The 21,071-nt window shown below is 71.8% G+C and carries 18 protein-coding genes; 7 read left to right on the forward strand and 11 right to left on the reverse strand.

The genetic code is table 11. The annotated features are described in order from the left end of the window. Positions 1-37: 37 nt before the first annotated feature. The 4 genes from ABD292_RS47915 to ABD292_RS47930 form a co-directional block, all read right to left on the reverse strand. Positions 38-772: a DUF998 domain-containing protein gene (locus ABD292_RS47915; RefSeq protein ID WP_344220006.1), complete on the reverse strand. Its 735-nt coding sequence runs from the start codon at positions 770-772 to the stop codon at positions 38-40. Then, complete coding sequence (locus ABD292_RS47920; RefSeq protein WP_371252656.1) at positions 769-1,980, reverse strand: glycosyltransferase; 1,212 nt, start codon at positions 1,978-1,980, stop codon at positions 769-771. The genes ABD292_RS47915 and ABD292_RS47920 overlap by 4 nt, the downstream gene beginning before the upstream one ends. Positions 1,981-2,067: 87 nt before the next feature. Further along, on the reverse strand, positions 2,068-2,880 hold the full coding sequence (locus ABD292_RS47925; RefSeq protein WP_344220008.1) for a DMT family transporter: 813 nt from the start codon (positions 2,878-2,880) through the stop codon (positions 2,068-2,070). 37 nt (positions 2,881-2,917) lie between these two features. Beyond that, positions 2,918-3,535, reverse strand: a complete 618-nt coding sequence (locus ABD292_RS47930; protein WP_344220010.1) for a DedA family protein — start codon at positions 3,533-3,535, stop codon at positions 2,918-2,920. Positions 3,536-3,926: 391 nt separating this feature from the next. Between ABD292_RS47930 and ABD292_RS47935 the strand changes: the two genes are divergently transcribed. Then, positions 3,927-5,063, forward strand: coding sequence for a sensor histidine kinase (locus ABD292_RS47935; protein WP_344220012.1), 1,137 nt, complete (start codon positions 3,927-3,929; stop codon positions 5,061-5,063). 10 nt (positions 5,064-5,073) lie between these two features. On the opposite strand, the gene ABD292_RS47940 is transcribed toward ABD292_RS47935, so the two are convergent. Beyond that, on the reverse strand, positions 5,074-5,700 hold the full coding sequence (locus tag ABD292_RS47940) for a VC0807 family protein (RefSeq protein ID WP_344220014.1): 627 nt from the start codon (positions 5,698-5,700) through the stop codon (positions 5,074-5,076). 285 nt (positions 5,701-5,985) lie between these two features. Continuing rightward, entirely contained in the window at positions 5,986-6,660 is a 675-nt protein-coding gene (gene leuE, locus ABD292_RS47945) for a leucine efflux protein LeuE (RefSeq protein WP_344220016.1), read from the reverse strand. Between the two features lie 151 nt (positions 6,661-6,811). Between leuE and ABD292_RS47950 the strand changes: the two genes are divergently transcribed. After that, the gene (locus tag ABD292_RS47950) at positions 6,812-8,641 is read left to right on the forward strand and encodes a M14 family metallopeptidase (RefSeq protein WP_344220018.1); all 1,830 of its coding nucleotides are present in this window, start codon (positions 6,812-6,814) and stop codon (positions 8,639-8,641) included. 42 nt (positions 8,642-8,683) lie between these two features. On the opposite strand, the gene ABD292_RS47955 is transcribed toward ABD292_RS47950, so the two are convergent. Both ABD292_RS47955 and ABD292_RS47960 read right to left on the reverse strand, forming a co-directional pair. Further along, entirely contained in the window at positions 8,684-9,550 is an 867-nt protein-coding gene (locus tag ABD292_RS47955) for a sigma-70 family RNA polymerase sigma factor (RefSeq protein WP_344220020.1), read from the reverse strand. Continuing rightward, complete coding sequence (locus ABD292_RS47960) at positions 9,547-9,924, reverse strand: VOC family protein (RefSeq protein WP_344220022.1); 378 nt, start codon at positions 9,922-9,924, stop codon at positions 9,547-9,549. Before ABD292_RS47960 ends, ABD292_RS47955 begins: the two co-directional genes overlap by 4 nt. A 262-nt stretch (positions 9,925-10,186) precedes the next feature. Here ABD292_RS47960 and ABD292_RS47965 point away from each other — a divergent pair, with 262 nt between their 5' ends. Beyond that, complete coding sequence (locus ABD292_RS47965) at positions 10,187-11,764, forward strand: chitinase (RefSeq protein WP_344220024.1); 1,578 nt, start codon at positions 10,187-10,189, stop codon at positions 11,762-11,764. Continuing rightward, complete coding sequence (locus tag ABD292_RS47970) at positions 11,761-13,458, forward strand: fibronectin type III domain-containing protein (RefSeq protein ID WP_344220026.1); 1,698 nt, start codon at positions 11,761-11,763, stop codon at positions 13,456-13,458. The genes ABD292_RS47965 and ABD292_RS47970 overlap by 4 nt, the downstream gene beginning before the upstream one ends. Here the strand turns inward: ABD292_RS47970 and ABD292_RS47975 are convergent. Continuing rightward, positions 13,442-15,037, reverse strand: a complete 1,596-nt coding sequence (locus ABD292_RS47975) for a molybdopterin-dependent oxidoreductase (RefSeq protein ID WP_344220028.1) — start codon at positions 15,035-15,037, stop codon at positions 13,442-13,444. The genes ABD292_RS47970 and ABD292_RS47975 overlap by 17 nt on opposite strands. Before the next feature lie 116 nt (positions 15,038-15,153). Here ABD292_RS47975 and ABD292_RS47980 point away from each other — a divergent pair, with 116 nt between their 5' ends. Then, complete coding sequence (locus tag ABD292_RS47980; protein ID WP_344220030.1) at positions 15,154-16,536, forward strand: hypothetical protein; 1,383 nt, start codon at positions 15,154-15,156, stop codon at positions 16,534-16,536. Here the strand turns inward: ABD292_RS47980 and erm are convergent. Then, positions 16,525-17,349 (reverse strand): ErmE/ErmH/ErmO/ErmR family 23S rRNA (adenine(2058)-N(6))-methyltransferase, encoded by an 825-nt coding sequence (erm, locus tag ABD292_RS47985; protein WP_344220032.1) that lies wholly within the window; start codon positions 17,347-17,349, stop codon positions 16,525-16,527. The two genes, ABD292_RS47980 and erm, sit on opposite strands and share 12 nt — an antisense overlap. A 297-nt stretch (positions 17,350-17,646) precedes the next feature. Between erm and ABD292_RS47990 the strand changes: the two genes are divergently transcribed. Then, positions 17,647-18,504, forward strand: a complete 858-nt coding sequence (locus tag ABD292_RS47990; RefSeq protein WP_344220034.1) for a hypothetical protein — start codon at positions 17,647-17,649, stop codon at positions 18,502-18,504. A gap of 37 nt (positions 18,505-18,541) precedes the next feature. Beyond that, complete coding sequence (locus ABD292_RS47995; RefSeq protein ID WP_344220036.1) at positions 18,542-19,696, forward strand: DUF6597 domain-containing transcriptional factor; 1,155 nt, start codon at positions 18,542-18,544, stop codon at positions 19,694-19,696. 38 nt (positions 19,697-19,734) lie between these two features. Here the strand turns inward: ABD292_RS47995 and ABD292_RS48000 are convergent, their stop codons facing one another. Beyond that, positions 19,735-20,739 carry an AI-2E family transporter gene (locus tag ABD292_RS48000; RefSeq protein ID WP_344220038.1) on the reverse strand — a complete coding sequence of 335 codons (1,005 nt, stop codon included), beginning with the start codon at positions 20,737-20,739 and terminating at the stop codon, positions 19,735-19,737. Positions 20,740-21,071 lie beyond the last annotated feature (332 nt).

Here is a 21,071-nt window from a genome sequence, read left to right on the forward strand (position 1 = left end):
GCGAGATCCTTCGGCGGCGGCCGAAACATGCCCGCGCTCAGGCGGCCAGCTCGGACGCGCCCTCGGCGGACGCGTCGCCGACGGTCGCGGATCCGGCGGGTGCGGACCCGGCGGGCGCGGGACTGGCGGGCGCGGAATGCGCGGGCGCGCTCTCGGCGCGCGCGGAGACCCGGCGACCGGCCGCGGCCGCCACCGCCATCGTCACGAGAAGCACCATCTCGGCCAGCACCACGGCCCGCTCCAGCGGCCCGTAGTAGGCGACCCCGTTGATCAGCGGCGAGGTGACGGTGGCCGGATGCGCGGCCAGGTACGCCGCCAGCGTCAGCCCCGCGGTCACGCTCATCGCCCGCACCGCGTTCCAGCGTGCGGCCCCCGCCCGTCCCCTGGCGAACGTCCACCCGGCGACCGGCAGCGCGGTGAACACCACGGCGGCCGCCCAGCGGTGGATCTCCCCGGCGAGCGTACCGATCTGGGAGGAGCCGGGATCGGTGGGGAAGACCGCGCTCAGCATCAGCCCGGCGGCCCCGGCCAGCAGCAGCACCCGGGTGGCCGCGGTGCGCGCCGGGTCGGCCACGACCAGCCCGTACGCCAGGCTGAGGCACGCCCCCGCGAGCGCCAGCATCCCGACGAGCACCGGCACCAGGCCGCCGGCGACCAGCGCGTAGTCGCTGATCAGCGGCTGGGCGGGCAGGGTGAGCTCGGTCCAGGCGAGCGCCGCCGCAGAGGCGGCCGTGCCACCGGCCGTGGCCCACAGGCTCCACCGAGGGATCATCGCGCGACCTCGTCGTAGATCGCCTCGAACCGGGCCAGCGACGCCTGGTCGTCGTGGGTGAGGGCGAGCTCCCTGCTGGCCTTGCCGTACCTGGCGCGCAGCTCGTCGTCGCCGAGCACGCGGGTCAGGTGGCGGGCCAGCTCGACCACGTCGCCCGGCTGGAACAGGTGGCCGTTGCAGACCACCAGGTGCGGCAGCGCCATCGCGTCGGCCGCCACCACGGGCAGGCCGCTCGCCATGGCCTCCAGCGTCGCGATGCTCTGCAGCTCGGCGACGCCGGGCATGGCGAAGACGTCGGCGGCGGCGTACGCCTGCGGCATGTTCTCGTCGGGCACGAAGCCGAGGAAGAACACCCGGTCGCCGACCCCGATCCTGGCGGCCAGCCGCTCCAGCTCGGCCCGCTGGTTGCCCTTGCCGACCAGCGCCACCTGGGCGTCGGTCTCGTTGAGCACCAGCGGCAGCGCCCGGACCAGCTCGTCGATCCGCTTCTCCTCGTCGAGGCGGCCGACGAACAGCACGGTCGGCCGGTCGGGCAGGCCGAACAGCTTGCGCGCCCACGCCTTCGGCTCGGCGTGCGGGTGGAACCTGCTGAGGTCGATGCCGCAGGACACCGGCTCCACCTCCCGCGCGAACCCCTGGTCGGCGAGGAGCCGCGCGGCCAGCGGGGTGGGCGTGGTGACGTGGTCGGCCCGGTTGAAGACGCGGCTGAAGTCGCGCCAGGCCAGCCGGCCCGCCTTCACGCGCAGCCGGTCGGGGATGTGGGCGAACTGGAAGAGGTTGTCGGGCATGAAGTGGTTGGTGGCCACGACGGGGACGCCGGCGCGCCGGGCGGCGGCGATGGCGGCCCGGCCGACCACGAAGTGGCCCTGCGTGTGCAGCACGTCCGGGTTGATGTCGGCGACCAGCCGGTCCAGCCGGGTCGGCACGGTGACACGCATGGTCGGGTGCACCAGCAGCGGTGCCGAGCGCAGCCGGTGCACGATGACGCCGTCCACGACGTCGGCGCTGGCCGGGCCGTGCTCCGACTGGCAGACCACGTGCACCTCGTTGCCGCGCGCGGCGAGGCCGGTGGCCAGGCGGTGGGTGAAGTAGGCGGCGCCGTTCACGTCGGGAGGGTAGGTGTCGGTCGAGATCAGCACCCGGCGCGGGCGCTCGGGGGCGGGGGCGAGCCGGGCGCGGTCGGTGACGCTGTGCAGGGGCATGGCCATGACGGTGACTCCACAATCGCAAGGGAACCCGGCCCGGGGAGGGCCGGAGGGGGAACAGGGGACGACGAGCCGGGAACGGGGTCGGGGTCAGGCGAGATCGTTGCGCGCCTCCAGCGGACTGGTACGCGCCAGCGCGACGGTGCCGGCGGCGGTCAGCAGGGCGGCCGCGACCGGGACGACCCCGGTGGGCAGCGGCTCGCCGAGCAGCAGCGCGCCGAACGCCACCGCCGTCAGCGGATCGGCGACCTGCAGCGAGGCGAACGACACGCCGAAGTGGCCGACGGCGTAGGCCCGCTGCAGCATCATCAGCGCGAGCAGCGTGGGCACCGGCAGGGCCAGCAGGTACCACCAGTTCCAGCCGCCGTCGACGAGCACCCGCATGAGGGTGGCGGTGGCGCCGTACAGGACGCCGGAGCTGGTGGCCAGCAGTGCCGCCCGCCAGGCCGGCGAGGCCGCCTTCGCGCCCGCCCACAGCAGCACCGCCGCGATCCCGGCCACGCCGAGCAGGAGGAGGACGCCGTCCGGGTCGAGCCGGGTCGGCCCCTCGGACTCGGGGACCATCAGCACGAGCCCGACCAGCCCGGCCGCGACGACCGCCGCCGCGCCCAGCTCCTTGCGGGTGGGCCGGCGGCCGTGCAGCGTGGCGGCGAGCGGCAGGGCGAACAGCAGGCTCGCCACGCCCATCGGCTGCACCACGGTGAGCGGGCCGAGCCCGAGCGCGACGATGTGCAGGCCGCCACCCGCCAGGATGGACGCGCCGCCGATCAGCCAGCGCGGCCGGCGCAGCAGGGCGAGGAGCCCCGGCTTCGCCGAGCCGGCGGCCTCGAACTGCTGAAGGGCGGCGCCGAGGGCGAAGAACAGCGACCCGACCAGGGCGATCGCCGCGGCCAGCACAGTCATGCGCACTCCTCTCGAATCGGATGGTCGCCCGGCAGGGTCAAACGGACGTGTCCACGGGAAGGACTTCCGGGGAAGGCTGGGTGGCGCGGCGCTTCCGCGCCCACCGCACGAGCTCGACCACCGCCGTGACGGACACCGCGATGCCGAGGCCCAGCAGCAGGCCCTTGATCGGGTCGTTCTCGAACGCCATCCCGCCGAAGAACCCGATCAGCCCGGAGTAGACCGCCCACGAGCTCGCCGCGATCGCGTCGAAGAAGGTGAACGAGCGCAGCGGGTGGCGTACCGCGCCCATGGTGAGCGTGGTGGCCGTCCGGCCGCCGGGGATGTACCTGGCCACGACCAGCACCAGCCCGCCCCGCTCCTCCAGCGCGCCGCGCGCCCAGACGAACGCCTTCTTGTCCCGCAGCCGCCCGCCGGACATGCGCCCGATCAGGTACGACACGTGATCGCCCACGAACGCGCCGAGCGCCGCGACCACCATCACCAGCGCGAGGTTCGTCTCCCCGGAAGCGGCGAACACCGCCGCCGTGATCACCGAGGTCTCGGCCGGGACGATGGGGAAGAACCCGTCGAGCACGGCCAGGGCGAACAGGGCCGCGTACAGCCAGGGGGATGACATGACCTGCTGGACCAGGTCGAGGATGGCATGTGACATGGGGCGTTGACTCCGATCTTCACGGCACACGGACAGCGTCTCGGTACGCGGGGTCCCGGGGCATCAGGGATGCCCCCGGTCGAACGCGGACCCGTCCCCTAATCGGGTCAGGGCCGTAGCTCATGAAGCTAGAAACTCCGCTGGTCATGGCACATCGGCCGATCGGCAGCGGGTGCCCCCGACTTTCGTCGGGGGCGGTGCCGCCTGCCCCGGCCGACACCTTCGATCCAACCCGTTCGCGCAGGCCGGCGCAGGAGTGGAGGTAGGCGAATCGGGGGTGGGGCTAGCACTACCAGGACGGTGCCACGCGCCCTACCCTGACTTTCGTCAGGGTCGTCTCCTGCCGGAGGACGAGGGCGGGCCTCCGCCCGGCCCCCATAGGCTCGACGACGTGAGAATCCCGCCGTCGATCCGCAGGCAGAGCCGCCGTGAGGTGGTCGTCGACCTGCTGCTCTGGATGTTGCTGTGCGCCTTCGTCGCCGCCGCGGGGCCCGATCCCCTCCGGGATCCGGCCGCGTTCGGGATGGTGACCGGGCCGCGGCTCGCCCTGGCGTCGGCGGTGGTGCTGGTGGGCCGCCGCCGGCCGCTCGTCGCCCTGGTGCTGCTGCTGCCGCTCGGCCCGTGGCGCTTCAGCGAGGGGTTCGCCACCGTGGACCTGAGCTGGCTGCTGCCCCGGACCGGCGTCAAGATCCTCCCGCTGGTGCCGGCCTCGCCGTTCATCATGGGGTACGCCTACCTGACCGGCCGGCGGGAGGGCGCGGCGTGGCCGCCGGTCGCCGCGTTCGGCCTCATCACGGCGGTCGGCATGGCGGTCGTGCTCGCGGCGGGCGGCGACATCGCCCTCTGGGTGTCGATGGTGACCGGGCTGGTGGGCACCTATCTGATCCCGTACCTGATAGGGCTGGTGCGGCGGCTGGTGATCCGGCAGCGGGGCCAGGCCAGGCTCTCGGCCGAGGCGCAGGCCCGGCTGCGCGAGCGGGCCAGGATCGCGCGGGACATGCACGACTCGCTCGGCCACGACCTGGCCCTGATCGCGGTCCGGGCGGCCGGGCTGGAGCTGGCCCCCGGGCTGGACCCGGCGCAGGCGCGGGCGGCGGGGGAGCTGCGGGAGGCGGCGGGCGACGCCACCGAGCGGCTGCGGCAGATCATCGGGCTGCTGCGCGAGGACTCCGACGCCGCGCCGCTTGAGCCGGTGAACGAGGACGTGACCGAGCTGGTCCGCCGGGCCAGGGACTCCGGCATGACCATCGACCTCGACGTGGCCGCCGGGCCGGCGCCCGCGCTGGCCGGGGCCGTCGTCCAGGAAGGGCTCACCAACGCGGCCAAGCACGCGCCGGGGGCCGCCGTGCGGATCTCGGTGGGCCCACGCCGGGTGAGCGTGCGCAACGGGCCCGCGCGCGGCCGGCCGGTCGCCAGGCGGGGCGGCATGGGGCTGGCGGGCCTCGCCGAACGGGCCCGCCTGGCGGGCGGCACGCTCACCGCCGGAGCGGTGGACGGCGGCTACGAGCTCGTCGTGGAACTCCCCTGAAGGGCGCGGGTCAGGCGTGCGCGACGTGCAGCCGGCGCAGCACCCGCTTGAACGCCCAGATCGAGAACGCGATCGCCAGCCCGCTGATCACGGCCACCGCCGAGGTGCGCAGGATCATGAACGCGCCGAGCGAGCCGCGCAGGCTCTCGTAGACGGCCAGCGCGATGCTGAGCGTGGAGTTCGTCAGCAGCACGAACGCCCACAGCAGCGTGATCCTGGCGAAGAACCGGCGGATGCGCTCGTGCTTCAGCACCGCCGACGGCAGGTGGATGTAGTCGAGCGTGAGCTTCTGCACCAGCGGCCGGTTGAGCCGCACGGAGGCGAGGAACGCCATGCTGATGCAGATCGTGCCCAGCTCGGGCTGGATGAAGAACCACATCCAGGTGCCGGTCCAGAGCGACACCAGGGCGCGCACGGTGATCGCGAACGCCGCGAGGAACATGGTGGCGGGCACCTTCACCCGCCGGACGAGCCGCCAGGCCACGCCGAGGTAGACCCAGGCGACGGTGGCGATCAGCGCCCACTTGATCCCGAGGACCACCATGGCGAGGTAGAAGACCGCCAGGGGGGCGACCACGGCTTCGAGCAGCTTGGGCGCCGCCTCGCGGGCGAGGGCGCCGAGGCGGGGGAGGGTCACGGGCGGATGGTTCAAGACTGCTCCGCAGATAGGCCGACGATCAGCGACTACCCGGGCTTCGAGGGACCAGGGCTACCCTGATGGACCGCTCGCACTTACCGAGGCGGGCACCGCACCGGCGTCCCGGGAAGCACGCCGGTGGCCTACCGTACCCGAGGGCCGGCGGTGCGACCGCCTCTTTCGACACGCTCCATCTGTGCCCTACCGAACCAGCATGTCCTTGAACCGAACTTTCAGCCCAGTGACTCAGCCCAGTGACTCAGCCCAGTGACTCAGCTCAGTGACTCAGCTCAGTGACGCGGTGGCCAGTTTCGCGCCGAACCCCAGGAAGACGGCGCCGACGCACGAGGTCAGCCCCGCGCTGAGCCGCTTGTGGCTGCGGAACTGGGCGGCCAGGAACGTGCCGCCGAAGATCAGCGACGTCAGGTAGAGAAAGCTGAAGACCTGGATCACCGCGCCGAGGATCAGGAACGACAGCGCCGGCGCCGGATAGGCCGGATCCACGAACTGCACGAAGAACGAGACGAAGAACAGGATCGCCTTCGGGTTGAGCAGGCTGATCGTCAGGGCCTTGCGGAACGGCCGCGGCCGGCTCTCCACAGCCTTCTCCACGGCCTCCTCCGCCGCCTTCGCCGGGACGGCCTCGGCGCCTCGCGCCCGCCAGGAACGCCAGGCGTCCCTGATCATCTGGAAGCCGATCCACGCGAGGTAGCCGGCGCCGGCGTACTTGACGACCATGAACAGGACGGCGTTGGAACGCAGGAGGGACGCCGCGCCGGCGGCGGCCAGGAACATCAGCACCGTGTCGCCGACGAAGACGCCGGCCGCGGCCCGGTAGCCCTGCCGGACACCGTGACGCGCCGCGAAGCTGAGAACGTAGATCGAGTTGGGTCCAGGCAGCAGAATGATCAGGAAGGCGCCGATCACGTAGGCCCAGAAATCGGTGATGCCGAAGAACACGTCTCTCACGGTACCGCGAGGGACGGTCCTGACAGTCACCTGTCAGGGATCCGGATGTCCGCAACTTTGGGCCTTTGCGGGAGATCGGTAGATCCTCACTCTCGGTTCAGGCGCCGGCACCATCCCATCCCGAGCGCCCTAGGAGGACCAGGTGATACGCCGTATCGTCATCCTGCTCGCCGCCCTCTGCCTCGTCGGCCTCACCGGCGTGACGGGCGTGGGGGCGGCCGCCGAGCCCCCGCCCAACAAGCAGTACCGCGTGCAGGGGCCGTCCGACGCGCAGCAGCGCAGCGCCGTCGCCGCCACCGGCGCGGCCATCGAGGAGGTGGCCACCGGCTCCGTGCTGGTCACGGCCACCACGGCCGAGGTGGCCGCCATCAGGAAGCTCGGCTACCGGGTCGTGGAGGTGCCCCGGCCGGCGACGCCGTCCAGCGTCGAGGCGTTCGACTTCCCGCCCGCCGACTCGGCGTACCACAACTACGCCGAGATGAACGCCGAGATCAACGCCCTGGTCGCGGCCCATCCGAACATCGTCAGCCAGTCGACGTACGGGACCTCGTACGAGGGCCGCGCCCTGCGCCTGGTCAAGATCAGCGACAACGTCGGCACGGACGAGGCCGAGCCCGAGGTGCTGTTCACCGCCCACCAGCACGCCCGTGAGCACCTGACGGTCGAGATGGCGCTCTACATCATGCACCTGCTCGCCGACAACTACGGCACCGACTCCCGGATCACGAACCTGGTCGACACCCGCGAGATCTGGATCATGCCGGACCTCAACCCCGACGGCGGCGAGTACGACATCGCCACCGGCAGCTACCGCTCCTGGCGCAAGAACCGCCAGCCCAACTCGGGCTCCTCGGCCGTCGGCACCGACCTCAACCGCAACTGGGCCTACAACTGGGGCTGCTGCGGCGGCTCCTCCGGCACGACCTCCAGCGAGACCTACCGCGGCCCGAGCGCCGAGTCCGCCCCCGAGGTGCGGGCGACGGCCGACTGGGTGCGCAGCCGCGTCATCGGCGGCGTGCAGCAGCTCAAGTCGCACATCGACTGGCACACCTACAGCGAGCTGGTGCTCTGGCCGTACGGCTACACCCTGAACAACACCGCGCCCGGCCTCACCCAGGACGACCGCGACGCGCACGCCACGCTCGGCCAGAACATGGCCTCCACCAACAACTACACCCCGCAGCAGGCCAGCGACCTCTACATCACCGACGGCACCATCGACGACTGGCTGTGGGGCCAGTACAAGATCTTCAGCTTCACGTTCGAGATGTACCCGACCGGCGCCAGCCCCGGCTTCTACCCGCCCGACGAGCAGATCGTCCCGCAGACCACGCGCAACCGGGAGGCCGTGCTCCGGTTCCTCGAATACTCCGACTGCGTCTACCGGATCATCGGCAAGGAGAGCCAGTACTGCGGCACCGGCACGCCGCCGCTGACCGTCTACTCCGACACGTTCGAGACCGCCACCGGCTGGACCGTCAACCCGGCGGGCACCGACACCGCCACGGCCGGCCAGTGGGAGCGGGGCGACCCGCAGGACACCACGTCCTCGGGCGCCAAGCAGCTCGGCACGACCGTCAGCGGCACGAACGACCTGGTGACCGGCCGCCTCGCGGGCAGCGCCGCCGGCGACTACGACGTGGACGGCGGCGTCACCACGATCCAGTCCCCGCCGATCACGCTGCCGTCCTCGGGCACGCTCAGCCTCTCGCTGTCGTGGTACCTCGCGCACGGCTCGAACGCCTCCAGCGCCGACTACCTGCGGGTCCGCGTGGTGGGGAGTTCGACCGCGACCGTGCTCAACCAGGCGGGCGCGGCCTCCAACCGCAACGGCGCGTGGGCCACGGCCACAGCGAACCTGAACGCCTTCGCCGGCCAGACCGTCCGCATCGTCGTGGACGCCGCCGACGCCGGCACCGCCTCCCTGGTCGAGGCCGGCATCGACGACGTCAGGATCACCCAGCAACCCTGACCTGCCCTCGCCTCCCGCCGTACGGTCCCGTACGGCGGGAGCTCAGTCCAGGTGGATCGCCGCGAGCTTGGCCGGATCGACGACGATGTGGATGCCGGTGATCCGGCCGCCGCCGACGGCGAAGGCGATGACGGAGAGCGGCGTCCCGTCGGCACGCCACGACATGTGGCCGGGAACGCCGTTGACCAGCACCGCCCGCTGGCGGGCGACCTCGCTGGCGAACCTGCGGGCGCCGGCCGCGACCTCGGTGGCGCCGAGGGTGACGACCATCCCGCCCGGGGTGTCGACGGTCAGCCGCACGTCCGGGTCGAGGACGCGCAGGAGCGCCTCGAAATCGCCGCCGACGGCGGCCGCGCGGAACGCCTGGACGACCTCCTGGTGCTCGCGGCCCGCGCCGGCCGGCCGGTCCGCGCCCCGGACCTTGCGGCGGGCCCGGCTGGCGATCATCTTGGCGGCGTCGGCGGACTTCCCCAGGATGTGGCCGATCTCGTGGAACGGCACCGCGAACATGTCGTGCAGCACGAACGCCACCCGCTCACCCGGGGTGAGCGAGTCGAGCACCACGAGCAGGGCGAAGCCGACCGAATCGGCCAGCGCCACCTGCTCGTCCGGCGCGGGTTCGCCGGCGGGCGTCACCACGAGGTCCGCGAACTCGTGCCCGTACGCGGTCTCGGGGCGGGCCTGACGGGACCGCAGCACGTCCAGGCTGATCCGGCCGACCACCGTGGTCAGCCACCCCGCCAGGTTGCCGATGGCCGCCTCGTCCTGGCGGGCGAGGCGCACCCAGGCTTCCTGGACCACGTCCTCGGCGTCGGCGTGCGAGCCCAGCACGCGGTGGGCGAGGGCGCGCAGCCGATCGCGCTGGGCCTCGAACGCCTCGGTCACGGCACCGGACGGGCGCGCGGTCACGGCTTGCGCTGCTGGCGGAGCGAGATCCGGTTGCCGTCGGGATCCACCGCCTCGACGCGGACCCCGAACGGATAGTCCTCGGGCTCGGTCCCCTCGAAGGTGACGCCGCGCGAGCGCATGATCTCGAAATCCTTGCGCAGGTCGTCGGATTCGAGGATCACCGGGCCTGGCACGCCGCCCGGCAGCCCCGTGCCCGCCGCGTGCGACCACAGGAGGATCTGCACCGGGCTGCCGGGCACGCCGACGGTGAGGAACCGGCCGTCGGGCCCGGTGACGTCGATCCGCTTCTCCAGCCCGAGTCCTCCGGCGTAGAACTCCAGCGCGCGGTCCTGGTCGGTGACGTAGATCGTCACGTACATGATGGCGGTCAGCATTCCTGTCCTCTTTTCACTCGTCGATCCCATGACGAGCGCCGGCGGAAGAAGGTAACAGGGAGCCTGCCTTTTTTGGGTCTTGTAAGGGCGAGGTGTCAAGGCTACGATCGGCCCACAACTCTTAGGAAACTTTCCTAACAGTAAACGACCGACCGGACAAAACCTTACAGCCCCCGCAAACGCGTGGCCCGTGCCGTACGGCTCGCTCTCTCACCCCCCGGCGCGAGGCGTACGGCACGTCACCCCCCGTAAGGAAGAGCCCGTGAGACACCGCGCGACCCTCCTGGCGTTCGCGAGCCTCGTCCTCGCCCTCATCGCCGCCCCTGCTCCCGCCCACGCCGCCACGGCGACGGCGACCTTCACGAAGGTCTCCGACTGGGGCTCCGGCTTCGAGGGCAAGGTCACCGTCACCAACGCCACCACCACGGCCATGAACGGCTGGAACGTGCAGTTCGACGTCCCCGCCGGCTACTCGATCCCGTCCGCGTGGGACGCGGTCATGACGAGGAGCGGCCAGCACTACACCTTCACCAACCCGTCCTGGGCCCCCGCACTCCCCGCCGGCGGCAGCGCGAGCTTCGGCTTCAACGGCAGCCCCGGCGGCTTCCCCGGCATCACCGGCTGCACGCTCAACGGATCACCCTGCGGCGGCGGCGGACCGTCACCCGGGGTGCCCGGCAGGCCGGGCGCCGCCTCCGCCACCTCCACGACCGGCTCGATCACCCTCACCTGGGGAGCGTCCTCGGGCACGGTCACCGGCTACCGCGTCTACGAGGGCGCCACGGTCAAGGCCACGGTCAGCGGCACGACCGCGACGATCTCCGGCCTCGGCGCCTGCGAGAGCCACACCTACACGGTCAAGGCGTACAACGGCCAGGGCGAGTCGGCGGCCGGCGACCCCGTGACCGCCACCACCACCGGCTGCACGGGAAGCGGCGGCACCCTGCCGAAGCACTTCCTCACCGGCTACTGGCACAACTTCGTCAACGCCGCGACCGAGCTCAGGCTCTCGGCCGTCCCCGCCGAGTACGACCTCGTCGCCGTCGCGTTCGGCGAGGCCACGGCCACGCCGGGGCAGGTCGCCTTCGCGGTGGACGCCGGCCTGTCGGCCGCGCTCGGCGGCTACACCGACGCCCAGTTCAGGGCCGACGTCCAAGCCCTGCACCAGCGGGGCAAGAAGGTCATCCTGTCCGTGGGCGGCGAGGCCGGGCGGGTGCAGGTCGCCGACGCGGCCGCCGCGACCCGCTTCGCCGACTCGGTGTACGCCCTCATGCAGAGCTACGGCTTCGACGGCGTGGACATCGACCTGGAGAACGGCCTCAACGCCACGTACATGGCCCAGGCGCTCCGGTCGCTGCGCGCCAAGGCCGGCGCCGACCTGATCATCACGATGGCCCCGCAGACCATCGACATGCAGAGCACCGGGATGGAGTACTTCAAGCTCGCCCTGTCGATCAAGGACATCCTCACGGTCGTCCACACCCAGTTCTACAACTCCGGTTCCATGCTCGGCTGCGACCAGGCGCAGGCGTACACGCAGGGGACCGTCAACTTCATGACCGCGCTGGCCTGCATCCAGCTCGAGAACGGCCTGCGCCCCGACCAGGTGGCGCTGGGCCTGCCCGCCGGACCGGGCGCGGCGGGCGGAGGCGTGGTCGCACCCTCCCTCGTCAACCAGGCGCTCGACTGCCTGGCTCGGCGTACCAATTGCGGATCTTTCACGCCGCCCCGCGCGTACCCGGACATCCGGGGCGCGATGACCTGGTCCATCAACTGGGACGCCAGCGCCAACTGGTCCTTCAGCAAGACCGTCAAGCCGCACCTCCAGGGAATGCCATGAGATTTCGCAGCAGACTCGCCGCATCGTTCGCCTGCGCGGTCCTCGCGCTGACCGGCGCCGGCCTCCCGGTCGCCCACGCGGAAAGCCAGACGGCCGGCCAGAGCGCCCGGCTGCTCGCCGCCGCCTGGGCCCCGTGGACCGCCTACGCCACTGGCGCGGTCGTCACCTACAACGGCGTCGACTACGTCTGTCTCCAGGGCCACACCTCCCAGCCCGGCTGGGAGCCGCCGAACGTCCCCGCCCTCTGGAAGGTCTCCACCGGCGGCGGCACCGACACGACCGCGCCGTCCACGCCGGGCAACCTCCGCTCGACCGGCGTCACCTCCAGCAGCGTCTCGCTCGCCTGGAACGCCTCCACCGACAACGTCGGCGTCACCGGTTACAACGTCTACCGGGGCGGCAGCCTGGTCACCACCGTGACCGGCACCACCTACACCGACACCGGCCGCGCCGCGAACACCGCCTACACCTACACCGTCCGCGCCCGCGACGCCGCCGGCAACCTCTCCGGCGTCAGCAACTCCGTGACCGCCACCACCTCGGGCGGCAACACCGGCGCGCCCGGCCAGCCCGGCACGGTCAGCACCTCGGTCACCAACTCCAGCGTCTCGCTGAGCTGGGGCCCCTCCTCCGGCACGGTCACCGGCTACCGCGTCTACGAGGGCTCGACGCAGAAGGCGCAGGTCACCGGCACGTCCGCGACGATCTCCGGCCTCGGCGCGTGCACGACCCACACCTACACCGTGAAGGCGTACAACTCGGCGGGCGAGTCGGCCGGCCGTGACGCCACCGCCACCACCAGCGGCTGCACCGGCAACCCGGCGAAGATGGCCGGCGCCCCCTACCTCTACATGGGCTGGGGCAACCCGCCCAACCCGGCCACCGTCATGGACGCGACCGGCGTGAAGTCGTTCACGATGGCGTTCATCCTCTCCAGCGGCGGCTGCACCCCCGCCTGGGACGGCAACCGCGCCCTGACCGGCGGCGCCGACCAGCAGGCGATCAACACGATCAAGTCGAAGGGCGGCAGCGTCCAGATCTCCTTCGGCGGCTGGCAGGGCAACAAGCTCGGCCCCAACTGCGGCAGCCCCGAGGCGTTCGCCGGCGCCGTGCAGCAGGTGATCAACGCCGTCGGCCCGGCGGTCGTCGACTTCGACATCGAGAACACCGACGAGTTCGAGAACTACACCGTCCAGGACCGCATCCTGAACGGCATCAAGATCATCAAGGCTAACAACCCGAACGTCAAGGCCGTCGTCACCTTCGGCACCACCACGACCGGCCCGAACGCGCACGGCGTCCGCCTGATCAACCAGGCCAGGGCGCTCGGCGTGCCGATCGACAACTTCACCATCATGCCGTTCGACTTCGGCAGCTCCAACATCTACCAGGACACCGTCAACGCCTCCGAAGGCCTGAAGAACGCCCTCAAGAACGCCTACGGCTGGACCGACGCCCAGGCGTACGCGCACATGGGCATCTCGGGCATGAACGGCCTGTCCGACCAGCAGGAGCTGACCACCACCGCGGCCTGGACGCAGATCCGCGACTGGGCCAAGTCCAAGGGCCTGACCAGGCTCGCGTACTGGGCCGTCAACCGCGACCGGGGCTGCCCCGGCGGCGGCGTGACGTCCAACTGCAGCGGCATCTCCCAGTCCGACTGGGACTTCACCAGGATCACCGCCGGTTTCTGACCAGCTGCGTCGGTTTGAGCGGCACGCCGAGACCCGGCGGCCGGTAGACCGGCAGGGCCTCGCCGTACTCGCGCATCCAGGCGTGGTCCACCAGCAACCGCATGCGACCCTCCGCGGCCCGGCCGGCAGGCCCGGCCGCGGACGGTCGCCCGCCCAGCCTGGCGACCGCCGCGCCCACCAGCTCAGGGCTCGGCGGCGCCAGGTCGCAGTGGTCGTCCGGCCCGATCAGCAGGTCCACGTCGGGCGGCAGCGGATAGATCGGCCGGGGGAGCGCCAGCACACGCGGCGGCGGAGCCATCGGCCAGCCGTCGCGCACCGCCTCCAGCAGCACCGACCGCGACGTGCGGCGCGCGAACAGCCCCTCGGCGAGCGCCCAGCTCAGCGCCCCCACGTCCGAGCGGTCCTCGCCGCAGGCGTGCAGGCACAGGTACGGCACCAGCGGGATCCCCGCCGTGCCCACCTGGGCCCACCCGCCGCCGCACCCCGTCAGCACCAGCAACGCCAGCATCGCCCGGTAGGCGGTGTCGGCGTGCGGCGTGTCCAGCCGGCCCGGCACGATCACGCACCGGCCGTCCGTCTTCTCGGCCGTCACCCCCAGCTCGCGGGCGATCTTCACCGCCCGCGAGGCGGGCACCCCCGTGCACGCCTCCTGCCAGGCCGGCGTGTACGGCTCCGCGCGGTCGCCGTACCCGTCAGGCCACCGCCCCGGCAGACCTGGCCTGGCCACCCCGTAACCGGCCAGCAGCAGGTCGAACACCGTGGTCAGCAGCTCACCCCCGTCCCGCAGCACCGGCACGCCGCGCCGCAGCACGCCCGGCCCGTCGTCGAAGCGCGGCAGCAGCACCTCCACCGCCTCGCCCGGCCCCTCGCGGTCGTACAGGCTGAGCCGGTCGCACACCTGCCCCGTCGCCTCGTCCGGCACGTACGCGCCTTCGCGCTCCCGCAGCCGCACCAGGAACGGCAGGTCCGTGAACTCCGCCGCGTGCCCGTCGAACGGCGTGCGGTCCAGGAAGAACTCCTTCAGCAGCACGTGCCCCATGGCCATCGCCAGCGCGCCGTCCGTGCCCGGCCGCACCACCAGCGTCTCGTCCGACAGCCGGGTCGGATGCGTGCCGATCGCGACCACCTTCTGCCCCTTGTACCGCCCGGCGATCACCCAGGGCGTGTCCGCGGTCCGCGCCAGCCGGTTGTTCTCCCCCCACAGCAGCACGTACGCCGCCCGCGCCCACTCCTCCGCCCGCGGCGCGCCGCCGAACCGCCCGCCGAGCACCTGCTCGGGCGCGCACGGATGCTCGGTCAGCACCGCCCCGCCCAGCCCGCCCACCAGCTCCGCCAGCGGCGAGGTCGCCAGCGCCGCCACCCGGTCGCGACCGTGCTCGGCCGCCGTGTGCACAATGGCCGCCGCGGCTATCTCGGCGGCGGTGCCGTCGTCGAGCGGAACCCGCCGCTCGCCGCGCGTCCCGGCGTACTGCTGAGAGTTGCCTGTGAGTTTCGCCCACGCCGCGACGGGGTCGGGCAGCCCATCCCTCACCTCGAAATAGAGCCTGACCAGTGCCTGGTTGACCTGCGATCCCCCCATGCAAAAAGTTGAACACACAGCGTGAGGTCGTATCGCGATACGTGTCGGCATGTCGGGGATAAGAATCGGAAGCCCAGGTGGCAGCACCCGGATTGATGCGGCAGGCTAGTCCCGCCATGGATTACGCAGTCCTCACGGGGATCGTCCTCGTCGCCGGTGTCCTGTCCGCCCTCGTCGCGCAGTGGCGCGACTGGCGCCCGCCGCTCGCCGTCGCCATCGCGGTCGGCATCGCCGTGCGGGTGCTCATCATGTACACCTCGGCGATCGACTCCTGGCAGCCCGTCGACTTCGTCGAGAGCTTCAAGCCTGCGGGCGAGGCGGTGCTGCGCGGCGAGGACCCCGTGCTGGCCAGCGAGGGCGGCTGGCACTTCCTGCCGACCATCCCCTACGTCTACGGCATCCTGCTCTGGCTCGGCATCCCCTGGGAATACGCCGGTCGCCTGGTCACCGTCGTCGCCGACATCGTGCTCATCCCGCTGGTCGCCAAGCTGGCCGGCGGCCCCAAGGCCAACCTGCGCGCCCTCCAGTACGCGCTCAACCCGCTCGCCCTGCTCGTCGCCTGCGTGCACGGCCAGGTCGAGCCGGTGGCGCTGGTGTTCGGCGTGGCCGCCTTCGTGGTCGCCCGCGGCCCCGGCGCGCCCGAGCGGCCCGGCATCACCACCGACGTCCTCGGCAGGGCGAGGGCCGGCCTGGCCGCCCACGGTCTGAAGGCCGCCGTCGTGCGCGTGCTCGGCCCCGGCGGCCTGCTGCACTCCGCGCTGAAGCCCGGCCCGGACGACCGCGCCCACCTCAAGCGCGGGGCGCTCGCCGGCGTGCTCATGGGCCTCGCCCTGTGCGCCAAGAGCTGGCCCATCTGGCTGGTCCCCGGCATGCTGCTGCTCCTGCCCAGCCTGCGCTCGCGCATCGCCGCGCTGTTCACCACCGGCGTCGTGCCGGTCTTCTTCTTCGTCACGCTGCCGGTCTTCGCCGGCACCGCGATCGACGAGCTCCCCAAGGTCATCGACACCATCCGGTCCATCCGGCCGATCGTCGGCGAATACGGCTGGACGCCGTGGTTCACCGGCGGCGACTGGGCACTCCGCGACGACCTGGCCTCGTTCGGCACGAACCTCATCTACGTCTGCGTGGTCGCGGCCGTCCTCCTCTGGCACCGGGCCGACCCGATCGACATGACCACCGCCATCCTGCTGATCTTCATGGTGGTCACGCCGCGCCTCGGCGCCCAATATCTCCTGTGGTTCATGCCGTTCCTGGTCGCCCGGCCCACGCGGTTCGCCTGGCCGGCCATCATCGCCGTCTCGCTCTGGACCGGCTACGGCTACCTCTACATGACCCAGTTCGACACCGACACCTGGTGGCACCTGCACTCGCTGTGGTCGCGCGCCTCCATCGTGCTGCTGCCGATCCTGCTGCTGGCCATGCCGTGGGGCCGCCGCGACGCGACGGCCCCCACCCTGCCCCGCTCGCCCGAGCAGGCCAAGGTCACCTCAGTGGCATAGCCGCTCCCACAGCGTCACCCACTGGCCGGGGTGGACGTGGCCCACGACGGCGTCGCGGTCCACCCCCGCCGCGCGCAGCGCGGCGTCCACCCCTTCGTAGCGGGCGCGCAGCGAGGCGCGCACCGACCCGCCGGCCCCGCCGAAGCCCAGCTCCACCAGCTCCTGCCAGGAGCGGCGGCTCTGGACGAGCGGCTCAGGCCGCCGCCGGATCAGCAGGATCGCCGAGTCCACCGACGGCACGGGACGGAAGCTCTCCCTGCCGACCGTGTCGCCGAGCCGCCAGTCGAACCACGGCCACGACTCCACCGTGACGAGGCTCCAGCGGCCGTAGTCGCCGGTCCGCTTGCGGGCGTACTCGCGCTGCGTGAGCAGCGTCGCCCCGGTCAGCCCCGGCGCCCGCAGACACCAGTCCACGATCCGCGACGTGGCCGCGTACGGGATGTTGCCCGCGACCGCGAACGGCTCGCGCGGCGCCCGCGCCGCCGTGAAGTCGCCCCTGACCACGTCGATCCGGGGGTCGGAACGGGTGCGCGCGGCCAGCCGCCCGGCCAGCAGCGGATCGAGCTCGTAGCCGAGGACGCGGGCCCCCGCCTCCGCCAGCGCGAAGGTGAGCGCCCCCTCTCCCGGCCCCGGCTCCAGCACCAGCCCCTCCGGGGCGGCGGCCTTCACGACCAGATCGACGGCATGCCGGTCCACCAGGAAGTTCTGCGAGAGCGTGCGCCGCGCCCGATCCCGGGGCGTACGGCCGCCGCCGCTGTTCCTGGCCTTCTTCTGAGTGTGTGAATAGTTTCCGTGTGCGAAATTCTGCGCCACAGCACTGCCCTTTCGGGTCCTCGAGAGTGAACGGGTCTCGAAGGGCCCTGGGCACGCGTGCGGACGCGCTGCCTCAGCTCGTGTTCGACGCGTCCGCTAGCGGGCCAGAGCCCGGCCGCGGCGGATGCGGATGAAAACCTGGCAGCAGAACATCGAGGTCATGGCGCCACCCTAGGAGCGCCCCTCGCGGCCGGGCAACGCAATTTCCGGCCCGCCGCCCGCGTCCGATTCCGACAAGAACGCGGCGAGCGGCGGCGGCTAGCCTCCAACGGATCCGCCGACGAGAGGACCTTGACGATGGACGTGCTCGACCGCGCCGAGAACTACCTGCACCTGAACGCCAGGCTCCTCGACCGGCTGCGCTTCGCCGCGCTCTTCCGCGACGGCGACCCCCGGCGGGTGCTGGACACGCTCCGCTGCTACCAGAACTCCGACGGCGGCTTCGGCCACGCCCTCGAACCCGACCTGCGCGGCCCCGGCAGCCAGCCCGAGCCGGTCGAGGTGGCCTTCTGGATCCTCGACGAGCTGGACGCCTTCGACTCGCCCATGGTGCCCGCCGCCTGCGACTACCTCGCCCGCGTGACCACGCCCGACGGCGGGGTGCCGTTCGTCCTGCCCTCCGTACGGAACGACCCGCGCGCGCCCTGGTGGCAGACCGGGGACGACCCGCCCGGCAACCTCGTGCCGACGGCGTCCATCGCCGGGCTGCTCCACAAGCACCGCCTCACCCACCCGTGGCTGGCCCCCGCCACCGCGTTCTGCTGGTCCGCGATCGCCGCCGTCACGCAGCCGAGCCCGTACGAGGCCCGCGCCATCGTGACCTTCCTCGACCTGACACCCGAACGCGACCGTGCGGAACGCGAGTTCGCGCGGCTGCGCGAGGCCATCCTCGCCACGGTCGCCTTCGACCCCGACGCGCCCGGCGCCGCCCACTTCCCGCTGGACTTCGCCCCAGCCCCGCTCCGGCTGCCGCTCTTCGGCGAGGACGTCCTGGACCGCCACCTCGACGCCCTCCTCGCCCGGCAGTCCGCCGACGGCGGCTGGACCGGCAACTGGCAGATGTGGACACCCCTGGTCGAACACGAATGGGGCGGTTACATCACGGTCCACACCCTCAGGACCCTCCGCGCGTACGGCCGGCTCCCGTCCTCCTGACACGCTTCCTGTCGGAGCCGTCCCGTACGTTGAACGCATGTACGAGGAACGGCCGCCGGCACCCGACCTCGCCGCCCGCGTCGCCTGCCACTGGCACCAGGTCAGCGAGTCGAGCAGCACCCAGCTCGTGGTGCCCGACGCCTGCGTGGACCTCATCTGGGGCCCCGGCGGCCTGTTCGTCGCCGGTCCCGACACCGGCCCCATGCCGACGGAGATGGCGGCCGGAGACGTCTTCGTCGGCATCCGCTTCCGCCCTGGCGCGGCCGCCGACCTCTTCGGCGTCCCCCTCCACACCCTCCGCGACCAACGCATCCACCTGTCCGACCTCCCACCCGCAGCCCTCCTCGCCCCCCTCACCACCCTCGACCCCACCGCCCTCCTCACCTCCTCCACCACCGCTCACCCCGCCACCCTCCACGCTTCCGTCAACAGGCCTGACCCCGCCGCCCACACCACCGCTGACCCAGCCGCCCTAAGCGCCTCCTTCACCACGCCCCACCCCCGGCCGGCTCTTCAGACAGAGTCGGCCTCCTCCGCCACCCGCACCGCACCCGACCTCGCCGCCAAGCACGCCGCCCTGACCGCCGCGACCCGCACCCTGCTGACCCACCTGACCACCCCCGCCCGCTCAGCCGTCGCGGCCCGCTCGACCGCCTCCACCCGGCCGACCGATCCTGCCGACCACTCGACCGACTCGGCCCGCTTGACCAACCCCACCCGGCTGGCCAGCCACGCCGCCCGCTTGACCGACTCCGCCCAGCCGACCGACACCGTCACCCATGTGATCGACTCGGCCCGCTTGATCAGCCCCACCCGGCCGACCGACCCCGCCACCCGCTTGACCGACTCGGCCCGCTTGACTAACGCCGCCGGCCAGCTGGCCGACCCCGCTGCCCCGTTCATCGCCCGTGCCCTGCGGCTCGGCCGGTCGGTGTCAGAGGTGGCCCGCGACCTCGGCCTCAGCGAACGCCAGCTCCACCGCCGCAGCCTGACCGCCTTCGGCTACGCCCCGAAAATCCTGCAACGCATCGTCCGCTTCCAGCGCGCCCTGCGCCTGGCCCGCGCCGGCGTCCCGCTCGCCACCGTCGCCGCCGAAGCCGGCTACGCCGACCAGGCCCACCTCTCCCACGAGGTCAAACGCCTGAGCGGCGTCTCCTTGCGCACCCTGGCCCCACCCAACCCGCACCCTTAGCCCTGCCGCTAGTCCTGCTGCTCGCGCCTCCACCGACGTCATCCGTCCTGCGGCAGCTTGCCTGACACCAACGCCGCCGCCCACTTCGCACTCGGATCGCTGTCGATCAGCAACGCCCGCGCCAGCAAACTCAACGGAATGGCCAGAATCGCACCCAGCGGTCCGAGCACGAACGTCCACAACAACAACGACATGAACGTCATCGTCGTCGAGAGCCCCACCGCGTCCCCCAGGAACTTGGGCAGGATGAACGACTGCGTGACGACGTTGATGACGACGTAAGCGATGATCACCAGCACCATCGTCTTCACCCCGCCGTCCAGCAGCGCCAGCATCGCGGGCGGCAGCAGCCCGATCACGAACCCCACGTTCGGGATGTAGTTGGTGATGAGCGCCAGCACCCCCCACAGCAGCGGAAGCGGCACGTCCAGGATGGACAGCGCGATGACGTCGAGCACCGCGTTGAGCAACCCGAAGATCGTGGAAACGATCAGATACCGCCGCGTCTTGTGCGCGAACATCGCCAACGCCGTCACCAACTGCCCCCGGTTGCGCATGCCGGCGGCGAGTATCTTCGCCGTCACCGGCGCGTCCAGGCACATCGCCAGCAACAGCACCACGATGAGGAACAACCCCGTCAGGGCTCCGACCAGGCTCCCCAGCAGCGTCTGCGCCACCCCCAGCAGAGCGCCGGGATCGAACGCCCGCAGCGCCCGGCTGAGCACGTCGTTGCTGAGCCCGTACGAGGCCGCCTGCTTCTGCGCCTCCGCGAGCAGCTGCTGGAACTGTTCGGTGTAGCTGGGAAGCAGCGAGGTGAGCTGCATGATCGAGATGGTCAGGATGCCCACCATGGCCAGCAGCACCATCACCACGATGAGGAAGGGCACGGCGACCTGCAGCCAGGCGGGCGCCTTCTTGGCGGCGAGCCAGCTGCGCACGGGCGCGACCGCGATGACGAGGACCAGGGCCAGCACGACAGGCCCGATGATCGAACTGACTTCGCGCAGGCCGAACAGGGCGACCACCGCACCGGCGATGCCCACGAGAATGATGAGTGCCCTGGGCAGGGGTTGATCTCGCACGCCCGGTTCCTACCCCGAGCCCGTCGAAGGAGCCGTCGATTTGACGGTTGCGAGGACCGTACATAGAGTTCACCAGTCCCGAGAGGACGGCACTGATCGCCGACCTCACTTCGGGGACGACCTCCAGACACCTCCGCTTCGGTGGACGTACTCGTCCATGCGAATCGGCTGGTAAGTTAGAGGGGTTGCCCCGGAAACGGGGCGCGGATTAATTCCAGCAGGTCGAGCAAGTCCGGTCAATTTGACAGAGACTTGAACGGCTGAAAGAATTAAGACACAACGAAGACGAAATG

The organism is Nonomuraea bangladeshensis (assembly GCF_039529455.1).
Classification (GTDB): domain Bacteria; phylum Actinomycetota; class Actinomycetes; order Streptosporangiales; family Streptosporangiaceae; genus Nonomuraea; species Nonomuraea bangladeshensis.